The sequence below is a fragment of the Reichenbachiella versicolor genome, assembly GCF_003171675.1.
GTDB lineage: Bacteria > Bacteroidota > Bacteroidia > Cytophagales > Cyclobacteriaceae > Reichenbachiella > Reichenbachiella versicolor.
In genome coordinates this window covers 394,830-414,788 of record NZ_QFZQ01000005.1, presented here as the reverse complement: position 1 = coordinate 414,788, position 19,959 = coordinate 394,830, and the positions used below count along the sequence as shown (strand labels likewise).

At 38.4% G+C, this 19,959-nt stretch carries 16 protein-coding genes; 7 read left to right on the top strand and 9 right to left on the bottom strand.

The features are described 5' to 3' along the window. Positions 1-49: 49 nt before the first annotated feature. The 3 genes from DKG80_RS12260 to DKG80_RS12250 form a co-directional block, all read right to left on the bottom strand. The gene (locus DKG80_RS12260; protein WP_109831633.1) at positions 50-1,114 is read right to left on the bottom strand and encodes a VOC family protein; all 1,065 of its coding nucleotides are present in this window, start codon (positions 1,112-1,114) and stop codon (positions 50-52) included. 127 nt (positions 1,115-1,241) lie between these two features. Beyond that, positions 1,242-1,613: a RidA family protein gene (locus DKG80_RS12255; RefSeq protein ID WP_109831632.1), complete on the bottom strand. Its 372-nt coding sequence runs from the start codon at positions 1,611-1,613 to the stop codon at positions 1,242-1,244. Between the two features lie 9 nt (positions 1,614-1,622). After that, positions 1,623-3,410 (bottom strand): glycoside hydrolase family 15 protein, encoded by a 1,788-nt coding sequence (locus DKG80_RS12250; RefSeq protein ID WP_109831631.1) that lies wholly within the window; start codon positions 3,408-3,410, stop codon positions 1,623-1,625. Between the two features lie 300 nt (positions 3,411-3,710). Here DKG80_RS12250 and DKG80_RS12245 point away from each other — a divergent pair, with 300 nt between their 5' ends. From DKG80_RS12245 to DKG80_RS12225, 5 genes are all read left to right on the top strand, one after another. Next, positions 3,711-4,217, top strand: a complete 507-nt coding sequence (locus DKG80_RS12245; protein WP_109831630.1) for a hypothetical protein — start codon at positions 3,711-3,713, stop codon at positions 4,215-4,217. 130 nt (positions 4,218-4,347) lie between these two features. Next, positions 4,348-5,103 (top strand): triose-phosphate isomerase, encoded by a 756-nt coding sequence (gene tpiA / locus DKG80_RS12240; protein WP_109831629.1) that lies wholly within the window; start codon positions 4,348-4,350, stop codon positions 5,101-5,103. Between the two features lie 11 nt (positions 5,104-5,114). Beyond that, positions 5,115-5,441 carry a DUF6150 family protein gene (locus tag DKG80_RS12235; protein ID WP_109831628.1) on the top strand — a complete coding sequence of 109 codons (327 nt, stop codon included), beginning with the start codon at positions 5,115-5,117 and terminating at the stop codon, positions 5,439-5,441. Next, a complete protein-coding gene (gene prmA, locus DKG80_RS12230) occupies positions 5,441-6,274 on the top strand; it encodes a 50S ribosomal protein L11 methyltransferase (protein ID WP_109831627.1) in 834 nt (277 codons plus the stop codon). The genes DKG80_RS12235 and prmA overlap by 1 nt, the downstream gene beginning before the upstream one ends. A gap of 85 nt (positions 6,275-6,359) precedes the next feature. Next, positions 6,360-11,321, top strand: a complete 4,962-nt coding sequence (locus tag DKG80_RS12225) for a hypothetical protein (RefSeq protein ID WP_109831626.1) — start codon at positions 6,360-6,362, stop codon at positions 11,319-11,321. A 37-nt stretch (positions 11,322-11,358) separates the two neighbouring features. Here DKG80_RS12225 and DKG80_RS12220 read toward each other — a convergent pair whose 3' ends face one another. From DKG80_RS12220 to DKG80_RS12195, 6 genes are all read right to left on the bottom strand, one after another. Next, positions 11,359-11,916 carry an EF-hand domain-containing protein gene (locus DKG80_RS12220; RefSeq protein ID WP_109831625.1) on the bottom strand — a complete coding sequence of 186 codons (558 nt, stop codon included), beginning with the start codon at positions 11,914-11,916 and terminating at the stop codon, positions 11,359-11,361. Positions 11,917-11,930: 14 nt separating this feature from the next. Beyond that, positions 11,931-12,521 carry a peroxiredoxin-like family protein gene (locus tag DKG80_RS12215; protein ID WP_162555853.1) on the bottom strand — a complete coding sequence of 197 codons (591 nt, stop codon included), beginning with the start codon at positions 12,519-12,521 and terminating at the stop codon, positions 11,931-11,933. A gap of 221 nt (positions 12,522-12,742) precedes the next feature. Beyond that, positions 12,743-13,738 (bottom strand): GTPase ObgE, encoded by a 996-nt coding sequence (gene obgE / locus DKG80_RS12210; protein ID WP_109831623.1) that lies wholly within the window; start codon positions 13,736-13,738, stop codon positions 12,743-12,745. Positions 13,739-13,861: 123 nt separating this feature from the next. Beyond that, positions 13,862-14,434, bottom strand: a complete 573-nt coding sequence (locus tag DKG80_RS12205; RefSeq protein ID WP_109831622.1) for an adenylate kinase — start codon at positions 14,432-14,434, stop codon at positions 13,862-13,864. A gap of 117 nt (positions 14,435-14,551) precedes the next feature. Continuing rightward, positions 14,552-15,076 carry a hypoxanthine phosphoribosyltransferase gene (hpt, locus tag DKG80_RS12200; RefSeq protein WP_109831621.1) on the bottom strand — a complete coding sequence of 175 codons (525 nt, stop codon included), beginning with the start codon at positions 15,074-15,076 and terminating at the stop codon, positions 14,552-14,554. Between the two features lie 4 nt (positions 15,077-15,080). After that, positions 15,081-16,037, bottom strand: a complete 957-nt coding sequence (locus DKG80_RS12195; RefSeq protein WP_245907003.1) for a M20/M25/M40 family metallo-hydrolase — start codon at positions 16,035-16,037, stop codon at positions 15,081-15,083. 117 nt (positions 16,038-16,154) lie between these two features. Here DKG80_RS12195 and DKG80_RS12190 point away from each other — a divergent pair, with 117 nt between their 5' ends. Beyond that, positions 16,155-16,649 carry a hypothetical protein gene (locus tag DKG80_RS12190; RefSeq protein WP_109831620.1) on the top strand — a complete coding sequence of 165 codons (495 nt, stop codon included), beginning with the start codon at positions 16,155-16,157 and terminating at the stop codon, positions 16,647-16,649. A 469-nt stretch (positions 16,650-17,118) separates the two neighbouring features. After that, a complete protein-coding gene (gene polA, locus DKG80_RS12185) occupies positions 17,119-19,938 on the top strand; it encodes a DNA polymerase I (RefSeq protein WP_109831619.1) in 2,820 nt (939 codons plus the stop codon). Positions 19,939-19,959: the final 21 nt, after the last annotated feature.

The window sequence follows — 19,959 nt, the reverse complement described above, 5'->3', positions numbered from 1 at the left end:
GTTTTTAGAAAGTCTCTTTGTATTAGCTTGAGACTAGAAAGTTATAAGTTTAAAACTTAACCTTTTTCGTTTTAGCCATTGCATCCAATACCCAACCTGGAAGTGGTTTGTGAGGATCTCTTCCTTTTAGTTTAATGTTCCAGTTGATGGCTTTTATCAATGGTACTTTATGAGTCTCTACGAACTCTACTAATGTGCCATCAGGATCCTCAATGTATCCCCAATGCCCATTAGCATCACCCATGTCAAAGTCTGAATTACTTAGCACCTGGAAGGGAAATCCAGCATCTTTACACTCCTCCACTAACGATTTCATATGCTTAATATCGAAGCATAGATGAATAAAACCAATATCTCCCCAGAAACGGCCTTCAAATAGTTTTTTTCCCGAGTAATCAATTGCTTGGACCAGCTCAAGTTGACTCGTACCCAAAAGAGGACTGAATCCACCGGTTTGTATTTCTTTTTGTGTCAAGACTACCCTTCTGAACTTTTGGTCTCCATTGGGAAGTCCTTTTAAGTCGTCGAATACACCTGTTTCATCATAAATAACTTCGCTATATCCTATTACATCAGCATAGAGCTTTAAAGAAGCTTCAATATCACTCACTCCAATCGTGGCTCCAAAGATGCCGCCTACATCAGTTCCTTTTTGATTTCTCCATGAGTCGTGCTCTTTAATATGAAGAATATTGTCCCAAGGATCCATAATGTAAAATCCTTTAGTTCCATTAGGCTCAGTTCCAATATCTGTAAGAACTTCTACTCCTAGACCTTTTAGTCGGTCATAGCTAGCTTGAATATCTTTTGATTTGATCTTTGCGGCTAACAGTCCAAGATCTCCAAAGTTCAAAGGTTCTTCCAGTTTTAGAGGAGTACGTCCAGTGTGTTGCCAGATTTCATATCCACTACCCCCTTGTGCATTCATCGCTAGGATGGCTCGTTTTTCACGAGGTTCACCACCCATATACTTAGCCATATAAGTGGCTGTATTGTCATCATCGAAGATACTTAAGTCAGCTCCTAGTCGAGTGGCATACCAGTGAAAACCTCTTTCTGCATCGTCCACACCCACGCCCATTTGCTGGATGCCGTATATTATTTTTTCTTCCATTGATTTAATCTCCGGGCGATAGCCCATAGGGTTTAATTTCTCGACCTAAAGACCGAGTTTAAAAAAAATCCAAAGATACCCCATACCCTTCGGTCGGAGGAGTTTCATTTTGGAAAATCCAGCACAATTATAATGAAGCCGTGACTTCTATTTCGATTTTCATTTTTTCATCCATGAGATCAGCAATGATAGCGGTAGCTGCTGGACGACTTTCTCCAAAGTATTTTCTTAGTATAGGCCAACACGGTTCGAAGTGCTCTCTTTTGGAGAGTATGTATCTGACTCTAACAACTCGATCTAGGCTAGTGCCAGCTTCTTCGAGTACCTTGATGATGTTTTGAATGGTTTGCTCTGCCTGATCAACTACTCCATCAGAGATTGTCATAGTCTCATAGTTGTAACCAGTAGTTCCAGAGACGAAAAGAAAATTGCCTTCTTTTACGGCTCTGGAATATCCTATTAATTTTTCGAATTCTGATCCGGATGAATAATGTTTCATCCGCTGAAATTAATAACAGAAATCGGGAGTATCTAACTTCTTGGCAATTCTATTTGCCGCATTCAAAAGTCCGACGTGACTATATGCTTGAGGGAAGTTACCCCACATACTACCGTCAGTTTCTTTAACGTCTTCGCTTAATAGTCCTACATGGTTACTATAGCTTGCTAGATTATCAAAATACTTAATAGCTTCATCAATACGTCCTACACAAGCCAACGCCTCAACATACCAGAAGGCACAGATCAAGAATGTAGTCTCAGGCTCTCCAAAGTCATCTTGATGTTTGTATCTGTAGAATAGTCCATTTGATGCTAAAAGATCTTTTTCCATAGCTTGTAGGTGAGCTTTGGCTACCTCAGAATCTCCTTTAAGATAATTCATATTGATAAGCTGTAGGCAACTAGCATCCATGCGGTCAGTTCCCATAGCCTGAGCATATCCTTTCTTAGCAGGAACATAGCAGGCTTCTACTTTTTCCTTTGCTATTTTTTTGAGCTTACCAGCAAGTGCAGCCATGTCGTTATCTTTCACCACTTCAGCGATTTTTTCTGCTGCTAAGCAACCAGCCCAATGGAAGAGGTAGGTATAGCAATGATATTGCTGTAAGTTTCTAAATTCCCAAAGACCAGCGTCTTTCTGCTCCATAGTAGCCTCTATTAGCTTCAGTGTTTTCATGATCAGGTTGCCACTATCAAACTTCTCTGTGAAAATGATACGTTGATCATAATAAAGAGGAAGTAATGAAACTAATACTTGTCCATACACATCATTTTGAATGTGTTCATAAGCTTGGTTTCCTACACGAACCGGTTTGTTATCGCCTTGATAGCCTGCCAGCGAAGTTTCAATTTCAACTAATTTTTTTTCTCCACCGATGCCTACTAGCGGTTGATACCTATCATTTTCACCGATGAGAATGTTTTGGATATAGTGAAAATACTGTTCAAGTTCTTCAAAGTGACCAATGTTATTGAATGCATTCAAGGTATAATATGTGTCACGCATCCAGCAAAATCTATAGTCCCAGTTACGAGTAGATTGGGGAGATTCTGGTAAACTTGTTGTCAATGCAGCTACAATAGCTCCTGTATCTTCATATTGATGAATTTTCAATGCAAGCGCCGATCTAATAGCAGCCTTCTGATAGAAATTTACTACTGAGGCAGTCTTGATCCAATCCCTCCAATATTTAACCGTTCTATTTAGAAACATTTGTGAAGTTTCTTTCATTTCGGTTTCCATAGGTTGACCATATGTCAGAACACACCACTTAGTCTCATTGAGAACAAATTCTTGATCATGCATGAGGTAGTTTAATGAGATGTTGGTGGTTAATCTCACTTGTGCATCTAGACCTATAAACCTTATGTGGTTACTTCCTTGGCTTCTTTCAGGTGTAATATTGCCATAGTCTCCTTTAGGGTTGCATTTTACCTTAATTTGAGGTTGACCAGAGATAGGTTCTATCTTTCTGATCATCATAAGTGGTTTGTAATATCTGTCGAACTGCTCGAATCGGGGAGCGAAGTCAGTAACCTTGTATTTACCGGTACTACATTCTATTTCTGTGCAGAGTACGTTAGTATTTTCTATATAGTATTGGTTTGAATCAAATTTGCCGTTTTCTGGTAAAATTGAAAATTCACCACCTTTCTCTTCATCCACTAGGTTTCCAAAGATGAAGCTGCTATCGAATCTTGGCCAGCACATCCACGCGATATTCGTGTCAGTCTTGATGTGTGCTGAGAAGGCGCAGTTGCCGATGATTCCATAGTCGTAGACGTGTCTGCCCATAAGTAATATTGGTTTTAGTTTATTTCAAATATAGTTTGGTAGTATAAAATCGCCCAAAACCTGCACTAATGCATGTTTTGGAGATTTTGAGATTATTCGCTAAGGTGTCTATTTAAAATAAAATATATCTTTTTTTAAGTAAAAATATTGTTTCAATTTTCACTGACTTAGTTCATGCTTTAGAGCCAAAAAGTTAGAAAGGTACACAAGATTTTGAATCAAAATGCGAAATACAATAAGAGGTAACTTCTAGATCAAGTTTCTTAGTTTTGACATTTTGAATTTATTGAAAATAGTCTGATGAATCGAAGCTTCTTTTTTTTATGTATCTGTCTTAATTTGTTTCTTTCGGGACAAGGATTTTCTCAAAAAAAATTCTTAGCAAAGAGCAGAACAAATGATGCTGTACTAAAAGTAAAAACAAAGAAAGTACTTGGGACAGTCTCTTTAGATGGGGAGTACTTTAAGGGTAAACCAAAGATCAGTGGCAACTATTTTACTTATGATGATTATAGACGACTATCTTTTTCAGAAATAGGAGTGATTGAAGTAAAGAAAGTGACCTTGGGGAAAGTAGCTGGAGCACCCTTTAAATGGATAGGTGGCGCCTTGGCTGCAATTGGTTTAGTTACCACCGCAGCTGCAGTGGAAGATGATGAATCAGATGATGATTTAGCTCTCTTTGGTCTATCAACACTAGTAGCGGGAGGAGTTATCTATTTTATTGGTTACTCTATAGGGAATGGGAAATACGAACCCTTCAATAGTTTGGAAGCTAAAGATTGGATGTTTGAACCAAAACCATAAGATTTTAAGAAATTTTAGTTAGGATTTAACTCAATAATAAACACAATCATTTTCTCAATTAACCATAAATAGTTGTATATAATCGACAACTTTGTCCATCTTAAAATTGCATTTTTATAAACACAGAACAATGAGAAAAAAAATCGTTGCAGGAAACTGGAAAATGAACACCAGCCTTGAAGAGGGAAAAGCGCTGGCTGCTGATGTATTAGCTAAAACTACAGGCTCTGAAGAGGCTCAAATCGTATTGGGTGTACCTGCTACGCACATTACTGCTGTTGTAGAAACTTTAGGTGGTAAAAATGGAATTGGTGTTGCCGCTCAGAATTGCAGTGACAAAGTATCTGGAGCTTACACAGGTGAGATATCTGCATCTATGGTTAAGTCAACAGGTGCAAATTATGTGATTTTAGGGCACAGTGAAAGAAGAGAGTATTTTAGCGAGTCAAACGAAGAATTGGCGGAGAAAGTCAATCAAGCATTGGCTAATGATTTAATTCCTATTTTCTGCTGTGGAGAGCCATTAGAAGTAAGAGAAGCAGGTGATATGTATCCATTTGTCAAGGAGCAATTGACGGAAAGCCTTTTTCACTTGTCTGCTGAGGATTTCTCAAAGATTGTTATTGCTTACGAGCCAATCTGGGCTATTGGAACAGGTAAAACTGCAACTTCAGAACAGGCACAAGAAATGCATGCTGAGTTAAGAGCACACTTAGCATCAAAGTATGGGCAAGAAGCGGCTGACAATTGCTCTATATTGTATGGAGGTAGTGCTAAACCAGCTAATGCTCCTGAGTTATTTGCTTGTCCAGATGTAGATGGAGGTCTGATTGGAGGTGCTTCTTTGAAAGCAGAAGATTTTGTAGCTGTAGTTACATCGTTTTAAAAGAATAAATTTTGATTAGCCTTATACTTTCCTTCTGGCTTCATTTCATAGTTCCAAATGCTGCAATAGATCCTTGCAAGGTATACGGGCAGATATATGAAGTAGAGCTAGAGGGAATGGCTGATTATATTGTTTACATAGAAGACTCCGAGTACTCTGCCGATCTAGTAGTCTATGAACATGAAAATTCCCTTTATGCGGATCATCCAGGGCAATGGCATTTTGTAGAAAACAAGAGATTCGCGAATGCTTATGTATACTTTACAAAACGCAAAAATATGGCAGATTTCATCATCGCATTTACAGATACAGAGTCCTTCGCAGGATGCAATAGATAATGAGCTTCATCAAAGTAAGTATTTCTACTACTCCCGAATTTGGAGAAATATTCACTGCAGAACTTGCAGAAATAGGCTTCGAAACGTTTGAAGAAACAGCAACAGGTATAGATGCCTATATTCCCCAAGAAAATTTTAAAGAAACCGATCTTAAGACTGTTATTGAGCAATATGCATCCATGACAAAGGTTTCATATGAGCTAGAGGAGGTTGCAAAACAAAACTGGAATGAGGAATGGGAGAAGAACTATGATCCCATCGAAGTTGAAGGAAAGTGCAGAGTAAGAGCTACTTTTCATGATCCGGATCCTTCATTTCAGTATGAAATCATTGTGATTCCTAAAATGTCTTTTGGTACAGGTCATCATGCCACTACCTATAATATGATTAAGCTCGAAATGGAGCATGATTTTGTGGGGAAAAGTGTTTTAGACCTTGGAACTGGAACAGGTATTTTGGCGATAATGGCCATGAAGCTTGGAGCTAAGTCTATTGAATGCACTGACATCGATGAGTGGTGTATAGAAAATAGTGCTGAAAACTTTGGTTTGAATGATTTAGTAGATATTCCTTGTCATCTTGGTACTGTCAATAATGTTAGCTTTCGGCAGACAGAGTATCATGTGGTACTAGCTAATATTAATAAAAATGTTTTGTTAAGTGAGATGCAGTATTATGCAAATCTTTTGTCTTCTGGAGGTGCTCTTTTTCTAAGTGGATTTTATGAACAGGATATAGATCAAATTAAAAATGAAGCACTAAAACATAATCTTTCAGTGGTAGACTCAGTTATTAAGAATGACTGGGCAGCTTTGAAATTGATCAAATCCTGATATTATCTCATTCGCTTGCTTATCTTTAGCCATTAGATCGACCATTATTGTTCGAATGTATAGGTATGTAATTTTTGTGTTGTGTATGTTGAGTACCTCTGTGGTTTCGAAGGCTCAGTACTTTCGATTTTCTACAGAGCCAGACTCTTTTGCTGTGGACGTTATTCGTGGATTGAAATCTGTAGAGCTTGAAGCCACTAATAAGGTAGCATATGACTTTCGTGGTGCGTGGGATGGATCGCTTACCAACCTTCAAAAACAAAAAGTAATTGACATCTGTGAGAAGATGCGAAAGCGAGGTATGCGTATGAATCCTCACTATAGATATCTTTTTAGTCTTCTTACCTATTCTATCACACAGGAAAACGCGGATCAAGAAGATATTGATAGTATCCTAGCTGTCATGGAGCACGCAGTTGATAATTATAGTGACAAGGAAGTAGTCAATTTGAGTCAGACCTTAACCTACTTCTTTGCTAGAGGGTACTTGTTTTTTTCCAAATACAACAAGTTGACTACAGAAGGAGGGCAGTATTCTCTTAAACTCTTAGAAGATGTAAAGCCGTCGGAAAATGTACAGTTTAATTTAGAGGAACAAGTAGAGGAAGACGATCCTGAAGAGGATATTATCAGCGAAGATGATGAAATGTTTCAAGCGAATGATTTTGGTGATAATGATGATTGGGCCTCTGATTCGTCCAATGATGGTTGGGGTAGTGACGATGACAGTGGCTGGGGATCCAATGATGAGGGAGACTGGAGTTCTGACTCAGATTTAGGATTCTTACCTGATCCAGATGAACAAAAAGAAGAAGTTTTTGAAAGGAAGACATTCCAACTAGAAAAGACAGATTATGTAGCACAGTACAAGCTCAATGATTTTATTCCAGAGGTGGGAGGGGCTGTAATAGAACTTCAAGGAATGGAGTTTAAAGTATCTACTCCTTTTGATACGATTAGAATTAAGAATGTGAAAGGATCCTTGATGCTTCGTGATGGAGTGTTTGTAGGAGAGTCTGGTTTAGTCGAGTGGCCAGGTGATATCAGAGGTACAGATGGTGTGTTAGTAGACTTAACAAACTTCTATTTTGAAATAAAGAATCCAGTTTTTAAATCTTCAAGGGCAAGAATGCTCTTTCCAAAAATGTTCGAAGATTCTTTAGCCGGAGCCTTCGAATTTAAAAGTTTAAAAAGAAGGAAAAAGTCGGTTAAGCCATATCCTAGGTTTACTTCCTTTTACTCAGATAAAGTTCTTAACCTGCCTTACGATAACATGAGTTATAAAGGAGGTTTTGGTCTATGGGGAGGGCAAATGGTAGGAACCTCTATTTCAAAGATTCCGTCTACGTTGGAGGTAAGAGGTGCTGATCCTAGATCGATGAAAACCAGAGCAGAGCTCTATTATTTCAACAACGACTCTACCATTAAAACAGACCTAGCTGAGCTTACTATATATCACGGAATAGGGGATTCTATTTATCATCCAGCTGTTAAAGTGAAACTAGATGCTGGGAAAAATTATGTCTCTATTTATAAGGATAAAGGAGATTACAAGAATACTTATTATTACTCTTCATTCTTCAAGATGGAATTCAAAGCCGATCGGATTAGGTGGGATATAGAATCTGATAGTTTGGACATTTCTATTATGAATGGGGCGCAAATGATCCCCGCGGTATTCGAGTCAGAGGACTTTTTTAATTCTGTACGTTTTGCAAAGATGTCAGGATTGTCAGGCTTTCACCCTATCAGGCTGGTTGTAAACTACGCTCGTAAAATCCATAATTCAAGCTATAATGTCATGGAACTGGTGAGTACTTATGATATCAAACAGTCTCTCATATTTACAGCAGTCGAGTACTTACACCAAAACTCTTACATCACCTACGACAAGGAAACAGGGGATATAACGGTGCTCAGAAAGGCATTTCATTATATAATGTCAGTATCTAAAAAGAAAGACTACGATAACTTTTTGATTTCATCGATTTCTCCCGATGAACCAAATGCTTCTTTGAATTTTGATAGAAAAGAAATGGATGTTCGAGGTGTAAGAAGAGTAAATATTACACCTGACAACGAAGTCTATTTAGAGCCAGATGACAAAGTGTTGACATTGATCGAGGATAAAGGGATGAAGTTCAATGGTATGGTGAACGCAGAAGGATTTCAGTATAAGGGAAAAGAGTTTGTCTTTGACTATGAGCGTTACCTAGTGGATATGAGGAAGATTGATTCTATTAGGATACAGGTTCAAAAAGAAGAAGGAGAAGAAAGAACACCACTAGCGCAGCATCTTGAAACCACTTCTGGAGTACTTTATATTAACCATCCAAATAATAAGGCTGGGTTAAAAAAATATACTCAATACCCTTACTTTGAATCTGATTCTGAAGCAGTGGTATACTTTGATAGTAAGGAAATATTGGATGGTAACTATGATCGATCTGTTTATTTCTTGATACCTCCTTTCAAATCTGATACTGTAGGGCAAGAAAGTATAGATTCTTTGTCATTTACAGGTACTTTTTATTCAGGAGGTATCTTGCCTCCGATTCAGGAAGTTCTGCATATTATGCCTGATAGATCACTTGGTTTTAAACACACTATTCCTAGCGAAGGATACAATCTCTATAAAGGAGATGCAGTTCTCTATGATTCTCTGAATCTTGATTTTGGTGGATTAACAGCTAATGGCCGCGTTACTTATCAAACCGCAGAGATCCACTCCGATAAGTTTACGTTTTACATGGATTCAGTTACTGCAGAGGGACAAGAGAGTTTCATGAAAGAGGGACAAATCGGTTCAGCGTCTTATCCTCAAGCTGAGATGAAACATTTCAGAATGCTATGGCTTCCTAATAAGGACAGTATGTATATCGAAAACCTTAAGGATCCATTTATGTTTTATGAGCAATCAGCAAGCTTAGATGGAAAAGCAAACATCACAGGAAATGGTGTATATGGGTCTGGTACAATGTTCTCTAGAGGTTCAAAAACTATATCACAAGAATATCATTTTGAAAGTGATAAATATTCTGGTCGTCATGCGCATTTTGAGGTTCTAACGGATGTTCCGGGGAAACCAGCGATGGAAGGTGACGATGTTAAGTTGAAATTTGATTTGACTGAAAATCAAGCAAAAGTACAACCAGAAGAAGCGGGTGTTGCTGCAATCAGTTTTCCTTATTCACAGATGAAGACGTCCATGTCAAATGCTACATGGTATCTTGATTCAGCTAAGATTTACATGGAAAAGCCTGAGCAAGTTGATATTAAATATTCGTATTTCTATACAACTAGAGAAGATCTCGATTCTCTTGCTTTCAATGCTTCGGGAGCATATTATGATATGGAGACTTATGATTTGAATATTTATGGTATTCCATACATCAATGTAGCTGACGCTAGATTGATCCCTGAAGGTAATCAAACTACAATTCTAGAGAATTCAGTATTGACACCATTTACCAATATGAAACTGGAGATGGATTCATTGAATCAATATCATCATTTCTCCCAAGGGAATATCACAATCATCTCAAGGAAAAAATTTGAAGGAGATGCTGTCTATCATTTAGTCAATAGTGCTGGAGAGACTTTTGACATAGTCATGCGGGATTTTGCTGTCCGAGTTGTTGAGCAATCCAATGGAGAACTAGATTCTATGACAACTGCCTACGGTCATGTCGGAGAAGATTTGAATGTAATGAGTTCGCCAGGTTTTTTCTACAAGGGTGAAGTTGAGTTGCAGGCTGCCAATAAAAAACTATATAAGGAAGGGTATATCTCACCATATTTCAAAACTTTAGGTCGTTATGATTATTGGATAGAGTATAATGCTCAAAATGATACTGCTAATGTGTATATAGACATTGCTAATTCTAAAACTGAGAATGGTGAGGAACCGATTGCTGGATTGTATTATGATTTAGGCAATGACGAACTTTACATGTCTTATTTACATGAGAAGCGCACACCAGAAGATGAGACATTTTTCAAGGCAGAGGGAATGCTTTCATATGAAGAGAAAAGTCAGGAATTCATTATTGAAGATTCAGTTAAGCATAATGGCAATTCCTATGTAGGTAAATCATTTATTTATAATGACCAAAATGGTCAATTGAGTTATGAAGGCAAAGTAGACCTACTTGAACAGTCCAGTCAATTCAATGTACAAACAGCTATTGTAGGAACAGGTATTCCTGAGACAGGATTATTTAGAATCAATGCTATGATGATGATGGATTTCAAAATATCCGATGACCTGATGAAAATGATGGCAAAGGATATTCTGAAAGAACTTGACAATACCGATGTGAAAGAGGCTAATGGTAGCAATTCAGAGTTGGTTCTAAACCTAGCTCAACTTACAGATGATGAGTCTGCTAGAAAGTATGAAAGCAAATTGCTTAAAGAGTATACACCGCTTTATAAAATAGATGATAAGCTTGAAAAAACTTTGGTCTTGACGAATGTAAAGATGAAACGAAATCAAGAATACGCAGCTTGGTATAGTACTTCTAAAATTGGTTTGTCCCATAGTTTTGATAATGATATCAATGCTATGCTAGATGGATTTCTTGAAGTGAAAAAAGACGACGAGGGAGTAGATGTTTTCAACCTTTTCTTTGAAGTGAACGCGGGTACATGGTATTATTTCAGTTATAGTCAGGGTAGGTTGTTAGTATATTCTTCTAGTGAGGATTTCAATGAGAGAGTAGTGGAAACGTCTAAGGTTGAAAAAGTAGGCTTTGGTGAATATGCAATTACCTTAGGTGACGAATTTGAGGTGTTAGATTACGTAGAAGGCTTCAGGTCTAAGTACTTAGGAATTAATACTCCATATAAAATTCAAATGCCGGCAGAGTTGCAATTAGAGGATGATGAATTTAGTGATGATAACTTATCAGAGGATGATGAGTTTGTAGAAGAAGAGACAGAAGAAGAATTTAATGATGAGGGGAATGAAAGCTCTGAAGAAAAGGAAGAAACACCTTTAGATAATCAGGAACCTGTAAAAGAGGATGAAGATGATGGCTTCTAGATTAGAAGCCATCTATGATCTAAATTTTTTAGAGAAATTAAACTACCGTTCCCTCCCAGTCTCCGAAAAGCCAGTTACCTGGTGCCTTAGGGTCTGAGTCTTTCATGAATTCATCTACTGATTGGATGATTTCATCATGAGAAAGTTTTCCATCGTTATTAGTATCAAGGTTTCGGAAGGCTTTAGGAGCAAACCTTACCTCTATCCTCAGTCCAATGAATAGGTCTATATATTCAGTCTGAGAAATATACCCATCCTCATTAATATCAAAGAGTTTGAATAAAGTTGAAACAAACTGACGAACGTACTTGTCATATTTATCTTCATTTTCATCCGCAAGTAGCACTGTCATGAATTGAAGCCATTGCTCTTGAGTACCCTGAGTGCCCTTTACGAATGGAACTAGGTTACCCCAGATACCTTTGGTGAGTCTCATTACGGTTTCATACTCGACCGTGTCCATATCAAAGTCTCTGACAATGCTGAGATTATCACCAATGGCTTCGAAGTCATCTTCCTCGATCGTACCGCTACGATCAAAATCCAAGATGTTGAAAAAGTGAGTTTGTTTCTTTATTTGTAGTGGGGAAAGCATACTGTTTTTGCTTATTAAAGGTTATCCAAAATTTTTCCTACGGTGGCTCGCTTTCTATAGTCGGGATCATAAAAGGTGTAAAGTACCTTTTGATCTTTTCCTATAATATAGGTTGCCGGTACAGGGAGATTTGGACCATTAGATCCATTATTTCTTTCGACATAAATGCCGTGTTTTTGATATTGCTTGTTTAAAGATTCACTAATCGAAAAACCAACCTTGTAAAGGTTCATAATTTTCAAGTCTTTGTCATGAATTATCTTGAATGAAGAACCCGTTTTCTTTATCGTTTTCTCGATTCCCTCTGGTTGTTCAGGAGTGACTGCGATGACAGTACCCCCTTTTTGAGTAATGAAATTCAATGAGTCCTCGAGTTGACTAAGTTGTTTATTACAATACGGACACCAATAGCCTCTGTAGAAAATAAGAACTACTGGGCCTTTTTCTAAAGTACTATACAGCTCAAATGGTTTATTGAATTGGTCAGTTCCTGTGAAATTAGGAACAATATCTCCTGGGTTAAAATTAGAATTAGGGTTTTGTGCGTTGCATATACTTAATGAAAGCAGAGCGATGACAAAAAATGCTTGTATTCTTTTATTCACAATCAAATTTATTTGCAATAACGACTAAGATACTCTTTTCTAACAGTACAGTGAACAAAATGCATGTCCAAGTTTTAAACTTAGCACAATAAGACTACCTGATTGATCCTCGAGTAATAGTTAACTCTAAGAGTCTATAATATGGAGAATATTAGTATTCAATGTTCAGATAAGGCTTTTAGAACGGTTTTCACTAAAATAAATAATCGAATTGGAGCTTTTTAATCATTGTTGAGTTGAGCCCAGATCATATCCTTCAATTTGTCAATATTGAACTGAGTAACACTAGATATAAATATATTGGGGATTCCTACAGGTAGCTCCGCTTGCATCTCATTCATCAACTCCTCGTCAAGCATGTCAGATTTTGTAATAGCCAGCATGCGTTGTTTATCGAGTAATTCGGGATTGAATTCGGTCAGCTCATTGAGGAGGATTTCGTATTCTTTTTTGATATCATCAGTATCTGCAGGAATCATGAACAGAAGCGTAGAGTTGCGTTCGATGTGCCTTAAGAATCTTAAACCAATTCCTTTTCCTTCAGAGGCTCCTTCAATTATCCCTGGAATATCAGCCATTACGAACGACTTGTGATCACGATAGCCCACCACACCAAGGTTTGGAACAAGTGTGGTAAATGCATAATTAGCTATCTCAGGTTTAGCTGCTGACACTACAGATAGTAAAGTAGATTTACCAGCATTTGGAAAACCAACAAGTCCTACATCAGCTAGAACTTTTAGTTCCAGTAGAATCCACTCCTCTATCCCTTCTTCACCAGGTTGAGCATAGCGAGGCGTTTGATTAGTGGCGTTCTTGAAATTGTGATTACCAAGTCCACCTCTACCACCTTTGGTTAGAATAAGTTCTTGACCTTCTTCGAGTATCTCTACTATAGTTTCTTCTGTCTCGGCATTCTTAGCTACAGTACCTAATGGTACCTCAAGAATAACATCTTCACCATCTGCACCAGATCTGATGCCGCCTTCACCATTGCCACCGTCTGTGGCGATAACATGCTTACGGTATCTTAAATGGAGAAGAGTCCAAAGTTGTCTATTGCCCCGAAGTATGATGTGCCCACCACGGCCACCATTACCACCATCAGGCCCTCCTTTTGGTACGTGCTTCTCTCTACGAAAGCTGACTGCTCCAGCTCCGCCTTTTCCTGAGCGAGAACAAAATCGTACGTGATCAATGAAGTTGCTGCCTGACATTTTTAATTGGATAATTGTTCAAACAAAAATGTCATTTTAAGAGAATGAAGAGATTATCGTTTTCACTAAATCTATGCTTAGCAATAGATTCTTCACTCTCTTGAAATGACAAATTGTAATTTTTTAAAGCTTCTCAATCACAGTGCTGATTTCACCGAAGATTCCTTCTATGCTACCTACACCATGAATTTTATTGAATTTACCTTGCTTTTCGTAAAACTCAGCTACCGGAATAGTTTCATCCTTGTAGACTTGGATTCTATTGTTGATTTTGTCCACGTTTTGATCGTCAGCTCTACCTGAAGTTTTTCCTCTTTCAAGAAGTCTAGTTCTTAACTCATCGTCTGGTACATCAAGAGCAATCATACCACTGATGTCTGAGTCGAATTCTTTGAGCATAGTATCTAGCGCTTCAGCTTGAGGGACGGTTCTAGGAAAACCATCGAAGATGAACCCTTTAGCTCCAGAAGTGCTTGCGATTTTGTCCTTTACCATGTCTATCACTACGGAGTCAGGGACAAGATTACCATCGTCCATATATTTTTGAGCAAGCTTACCAAGGTCAGTTCCTTCGCCCAAATGCTTTCTAAAAAGGTCTCCTGTAGAAAGGTGAGTTAAGTTAAATTTTTCAATAATGTTTTCACTTTGAGTGCCTTTTCCTGCGCCAGGAGGTCCAAATAATACGATGTTAAGCATCTTCTTCTGATCTGTTAGTTTGAAATATTTTTTTTGGAAATAGCTGATGCAAACTCTTACACATCGAGTCCGATGAGCTATTAGCCATTTTTAGGGTCGCAAAGATACGAAAATCTATTAGTCCTTTAATTGATAGAGCTCATTCAGACTTCTGCCCTTTCCATTGTAGTCCATACCATACCCTAAGACGAACTTGTTGGGTAGCTCTTTGCCGATGAATGACAGTTCAACTTCACTATTGTAGCAATCTGGTTTGAGAAAGAGCGTTCCGTATTTCAAGCTAGCAGGTTCATGTTCTTTAAGATCCTGAGAGATTCGAACAATAGTCTTTCCTGTATCAACTATATCTTCAAGAATGAGAACATGCTTGTCTTCAATATCATCTTCTAACTCAAGCTGAACTTTTACCTCTCCTGATCTAGTGCCTTTATAGGATTTATACTTTAAGAATATTACCTCTGGATCGAGTTTCATTTTTCTTACTAAGTCAGAAACGAATATAAATGATCCATTGAGAATAGCGACGATGACTAAGTCTTTGCCTTGGTACTCTGTATCTAGTTTAGAGGCCAAGTCACTTACTAGAGAGTCGATTTCTTCCTGGGTCATCATGACCTCAAATTCTTTATCTAATACTTTCATCTTTTCAAAGATTCTTTAAAAGGTATTTGTACAAATCCACCATAGCTGCAATATCAGCTTTGTGTACTTTTTCATTAGGGGAGTGAACATTGTCTTCTGGAGCTCCGATAAAGCACCAGTCAACTGGATATGGTGAAGATTGGATTTCTCGTCCGTCGCTTCCTCCAGCTCTTTCCACTTCGATTTGATATGATACGCCAGACTCTTTAGTAAGTTCAATGATTTTATCAACATATGACCGGCGGGGAATACTCATATCGCGCATCGATATGGCAACGCCTTCACCATGTTTGACACCTTCGGTCACCCAGGTGATATCAGAAATCAAAGCCTGCTTTACCCCTAGTTTTTCATAGATATACTTGGTTAAAAAAGGTACTGATCCACCACCATGTTCTTCACCTGTAGAAAAAACTAAGATACCATTCTCTAAGTCCTCAGCGATCTTGAGGCAATTGAAAATGCCAAGACGATTGTCCATATAACATGATTGTATATAGTCTCCTTCAGACCTAAAGTTAGATTTGAATACGAGTTCTGTTCCTGATTGAATACCTCTACCAAAGTCATAAAATAGATGATTTCTACCCATTTCATCTTCTTTGGTGACCAACTTGCAATCAATAAGCCCCAAGTTATCTGAGCCAGTCAGTTCATATCCATCTTCTGCATCAGGGCTACCGATAGGCACTAATTGATTTTCATATCGAACGGTGAATCCGATAGAGTCCATGTGAGCAAAGACGGCGGTTCTTGGTTGGCCAAATTTCAACATAACACAATCTTGAAATTCTGACCCTTCTATGATTTCAGGCTTTACTTTCCAATCTCTTTGATGTGTATGTACAAAATCAATAATGAATTCCTTCATTGCTGACTCTCGCCCAGAAGGAGCGAAGACATTGACTAAGTCTTGGATAAGATTGAGATCTTTTTCTATCATATCTGTGTGATTCGTCATTGAGTTGAGAATATGACAATAATAATGTGCCACAAAACTCTAGCTTTTTCGTCTAAATCAAATACGAAATTTACTTTTGCCTCCCCGATTCGAAAGGGATCATCTGAAAGTCAACTCATGCAAGAATATATCATCAAGTGTTTCATAGTGTTTCTCGGTAGTACTTTCAAGATCATCTTTGGGGTGCTGCTAGGTACTTCGTTTGAATTCAGTGTATTTATGACTGCTACGCTGACGATTCTTGGGATGATGGCTGCCATTTACATTGTAACGTTTTTTGGTACTCCAATTCGTCACTACTCTCAACGTTTGATGAAAAAGAAAGAGAAGAAGTTGTTTTCTCCAAAGACACGGCGATACGTTCGTATATGGCAAAAGTATGGAGTCCCGGGTATTGCTTTTTTGACTCCTCTATTATTTATGCCAATAGGAGGTGCAGTATTAGCGAATGCATTTGGAGGTAAGAAAAGTGAAATCTTCAAATGGATGTGGATAGCTTGTATCGTGGAGACTTACCCGATCACTTGGATAGTGAAGTTTGCTAGTGACCTAGTACCATTTGCAGACGATGTCTTGGACTCCCTTTCAGGGTTTGTGGATTTCTTCTTGTAAGTATTCGTCGGTACGCGGTCGTGAGTTATTTGTACATGGTCGGCAATCTCTAGTACGTGGTCGTGAGTCATTTGTACATGGTTGGCGACCTTTGGTACGTGGTCGTGAGTATCTAGTACATGGTCGTCTGTCATTGGTACATAGTCGGTAGCCTCTAGTACATGGTAGTAGATCATTTGTACATGGTTGGCAATCAAAAGTACACGGTCGGCAGTCTCTAGTACGTGGTGGTGGATGACTGGTACATGGTCGGAGCTCCCTAGTACATGGTAGTGACTCTATTGGACGGTTGCTTAGAAAAGGGGTTTTCCATTTATATCTCTATCCGAGAAGTGATAGTATTTTTCTGACTCTATATTAGAATTTCTAATTTCCATATTTAGCTAGGTTTTTAGTTTAGTAACAAGTTCACTCGCAGTTGCCTTGTTACTAACTTAGCGAATTCGAATCAGATACAAATTTTAATCCCATGAGCAAACCTGAAAAGAAACTATTCCTACTAGATGCCTATGCTTTAATATTTAGAGCGCATTTCGCGTTTAGTAAGAACCCTCGTGTCAACTCTAAAGGCCAGAATACCAGTGCTGTTTTTGGGTTTGTCAATTCCCTGTTGGAGATATTAAAAAAGGAGAAGCCAACTCATATTGGAGTAGCATTCGATACTAAAGCTGCGACTTTTAGACATGAAAAGTTTCCTGAATATAAGGCTAATAGAGATGAAACTCCTGAAGATATCAGGTGGGCGGCTCCAGTGATTAAAAATATGTTAGGGGCGTTCAATATTCCCGTATTAGAGCTGGATGGATATGAAGCTGATGATATCATAGGAACCTTTGCTAAGGTAGCGGCAAGGAAAGATTTCGAAGTATTCATGATGACTCCAGATAAGGATTATGCTCAACTTGTGGAGGAACACATTTATCTCTATAAGCCTGCATACATGGGTAATGGTGTCGATGTATTAGGAATTCCTGAGGTACTCGCCAAGTTTGAGATTGATAACGTAGATCAGGTGAGGGATATTCTTGGGCTAGAAGGAGATGCTGTAGATAACATTCCCGGTATCCCAGGAGTGGGAAAGAAAACAGCTATCAAGTTCGTAAAGCAATACGGAAGTGTAGAAGGCTTGCTGGAGAATACCGCTGACCTGAAGGGGAAGATGAAGGAGAAAGTTGAAGAGTTTGGACAGCAAGGTGTTCTATCTAAAGAATTGGCAACTATCAAAATTGACGTTCCACTGGAGTTTGACGAAGAAGCTCTGAAGCATAAAGAACCAAATAAGGAGGAGGTTACTAAGATTTTCGAGGAACTAGAGTTCAGGACTACACTTAAGCGAATTTTTGGAGATGAAGGAGGATCTGAGACGTCTACTTCTACTGCCAAGGCTACTAAAAAAGCTACCGCCTCATCATCTCAATTGGGGTTATTTGGGAGTGCGCCTAAAGAAGAAAAGGAGGAAGTTTCAATCCCAAAAGAAAAAGAAGATATTACAAATGCTGAACATGATTATTATTTAGTAGATACCCCTGAATTGAGGAAGTCTCTGGTTCATTTCTTATCTATTCAAAATGAGTTTTGTTTTGACACAGAGACGACTAGTCTTAACCCTGAAGAAGCTGAATTAGTAGGTATAGCCTTTTCATATCAAGCTAAGGAGGCATATTATGTTCCGTTTCCGGCTGATCAGAAGGAGGCTCAATCTATAGCTGACGAGTTCAAATCGGTACTTGAAAATGATACTATCATTAAAATAGGGCAGAACCTTAAGTATGATATTCAGGTGATGAAAAATTATGGTGTTGAAGTAAAGGGTAAGTTCTTTGATACTTTACTAGCTCACTATTTAATAGATCCTGAAACTCGCCACAAGATGGATGTGCTTTCTGAAGTGTATCTGAATTATACACCTGTTCCGATTGAGAACCTGATCGGTAAAGGCAAGTCCCAGAAAAACATGCGAGATATTCCGGTGTCCGAAGTCGTTGACTATGCTTGTGAAGATGCAGACATTACGCTTAGGCTGAAGCATAAACTTTCGGAGGAGATTGAAGCTAAGGAGCTAGGTAAACTTCTGCATGATGTAGAAGAGCCATTGAGCATCGTATTGGCTGATATGGAGTATGCGGGAGTGAAGATTGATACCGATGTGTTGGGAGAAATGTCAAAAGACCTCAACGGACTATCTGTAACGGCTCAGGATAAAATTTTTGAACTAGCAGGTCAAGAGTTTAATACCAATTCACCTAAACAACTTGGAGAGATACTTTTCGAGAAGATGAAACTTGTCGAAAAGCCTAAGAAAACTAAAACCGGCCAGTACGCTACTGGTGAAGAAATACTTTCCAAACTAGCTAATGAACATGAAATAGCAGCTAAGATTCTTGAATACCGGGAATACCAAAAGCTCAAGTCTACTTATGTGGATGCATTACCAGCATTGATCAGTTCTAAGGATGGGTTGATTCACACAGATTATCGTCAGGCTGTAGCTGCTACAGGTCGATTGAGTTCTAACAATCCAAACCTTCAAAACATTCCTATTCGTACAGCGAAGGGGCGAGAAATCAGAAAGGCTTTCATACCTAGAAGCGAAGAGTATAAATTGTTTGCTGCTGATTATTCGCAAATTGAGCTTCGTATTATAGCTGCGTTTGCAGGAGATGAACATATGATTGATGCTTTTAAAAATGGAAGAGACATTCACGCAACTACTGCATCCAAAGTCTTTAAAGTGCCTATGGAAGAAATGACTCCAGACATTCGCCGCAAGGCTAAGGAGGTCAACTTTGGACTGATCTATGGAATTTCTGCATTTGGATTATCTCAGAATATAGGCATCAGCCGTACAGAAGCAGCTGAGATAATTGAGGCATACTTCACTGAGTTTCCTAAAATAAAGTCTTACATGGATGATCAAGTCAATAAGGCTAAGGAACTAGAGTATGTAGAGACTATTTTGGGACGAAGAAGGTATTTACGCGATATCAATTCTAGGAATGCTGTACAGAGAGGCTTTGCAGAGCGAAATGCCATCAATGCTCCTATTCAAGGTAGTGCCGCTGATATGATCAAAGTCGCAATGATCAATATCCATAAATGGATGAAGGAGGAAAATCTCAAGTCGAAGATGATCATGCAAGTACATGATGAATTGGTATTCGATGCACATATTGATGAATTGGACATGCTCAAATCCAACGTAGAAGAAATGATGAAGAATGCAATCGAACTTCCAGTTCCTATGGAGATAGGTATGGGAATTGGGATGAATTGGTTAGAAGCTCATTAATCGTAGATAGCTGATTAGGTT

Bases quoted from the DNA above. Each gene is read 5' to 3' on its own strand.
- hpt (WP_109831621.1), bottom strand. From the start codon at position 15,076: ATGAAAGTATTAGATAAAGAATTTGAGGTCATGATGACCCAGGAAGAA.
- DKG80_RS12260 (WP_109831633.1), bottom strand. From the start codon at position 1,114: ATGGAAGAAAAAATAATATACGGCATCCAGCAAATGGGCGTGGGTGTG.
- DKG80_RS12220 (WP_109831625.1), bottom strand. From the start codon at position 11,916: ATGCTTTCCCCACTACAAATAAAGAAACAAACTCACTTTTTCAACATC.
- DKG80_RS12250 (WP_109831631.1), bottom strand. From the start codon at position 3,410: ATGGGCAGACACGTCTACGACTATGGAATCATCGGCAACTGCGCCTTC.
- polA (WP_109831619.1), top strand. From the start codon at position 17,119: ATGAGCAAACCTGAAAAGAAACTATTCCTACTAGATGCCTATGCTTTA.
- DKG80_RS12255 (WP_109831632.1), bottom strand. From the start codon at position 1,613: ATGAAACATTATTCATCCGGATCAGAATTCGAAAAATTAATAGGATAT.
- DKG80_RS12195 (WP_245907003.1), bottom strand. From the start codon at position 16,037: ATGACGAATCACACAGATATGATAGAAAAAGATCTCAATCTTATCCAA.
- DKG80_RS12190 (WP_109831620.1), top strand. From the start codon at position 16,155: ATGCAAGAATATATCATCAAGTGTTTCATAGTGTTTCTCGGTAGTACT.
- obgE (WP_109831623.1), bottom strand. From the start codon at position 13,738: ATGTCAGGCAGCAACTTCATTGATCACGTACGATTTTGTTCTCGCTCA.
- prmA (WP_109831627.1), top strand. From the start codon at position 5,441: ATGAGCTTCATCAAAGTAAGTATTTCTACTACTCCCGAATTTGGAGAA.
- DKG80_RS12205 (WP_109831622.1), bottom strand. From the start codon at position 14,434: ATGCTTAACATCGTATTATTTGGACCTCCTGGCGCAGGAAAAGGCACT.
- DKG80_RS12225 (WP_109831626.1), top strand. From the start codon at position 6,360: ATGTTGAGTACCTCTGTGGTTTCGAAGGCTCAGTACTTTCGATTTTCT.
- tpiA (WP_109831629.1), top strand. From the start codon at position 4,348: ATGAGAAAAAAAATCGTTGCAGGAAACTGGAAAATGAACACCAGCCTT.
- DKG80_RS12245 (WP_109831630.1), top strand. From the start codon at position 3,711: ATGAATCGAAGCTTCTTTTTTTTATGTATCTGTCTTAATTTGTTTCTT.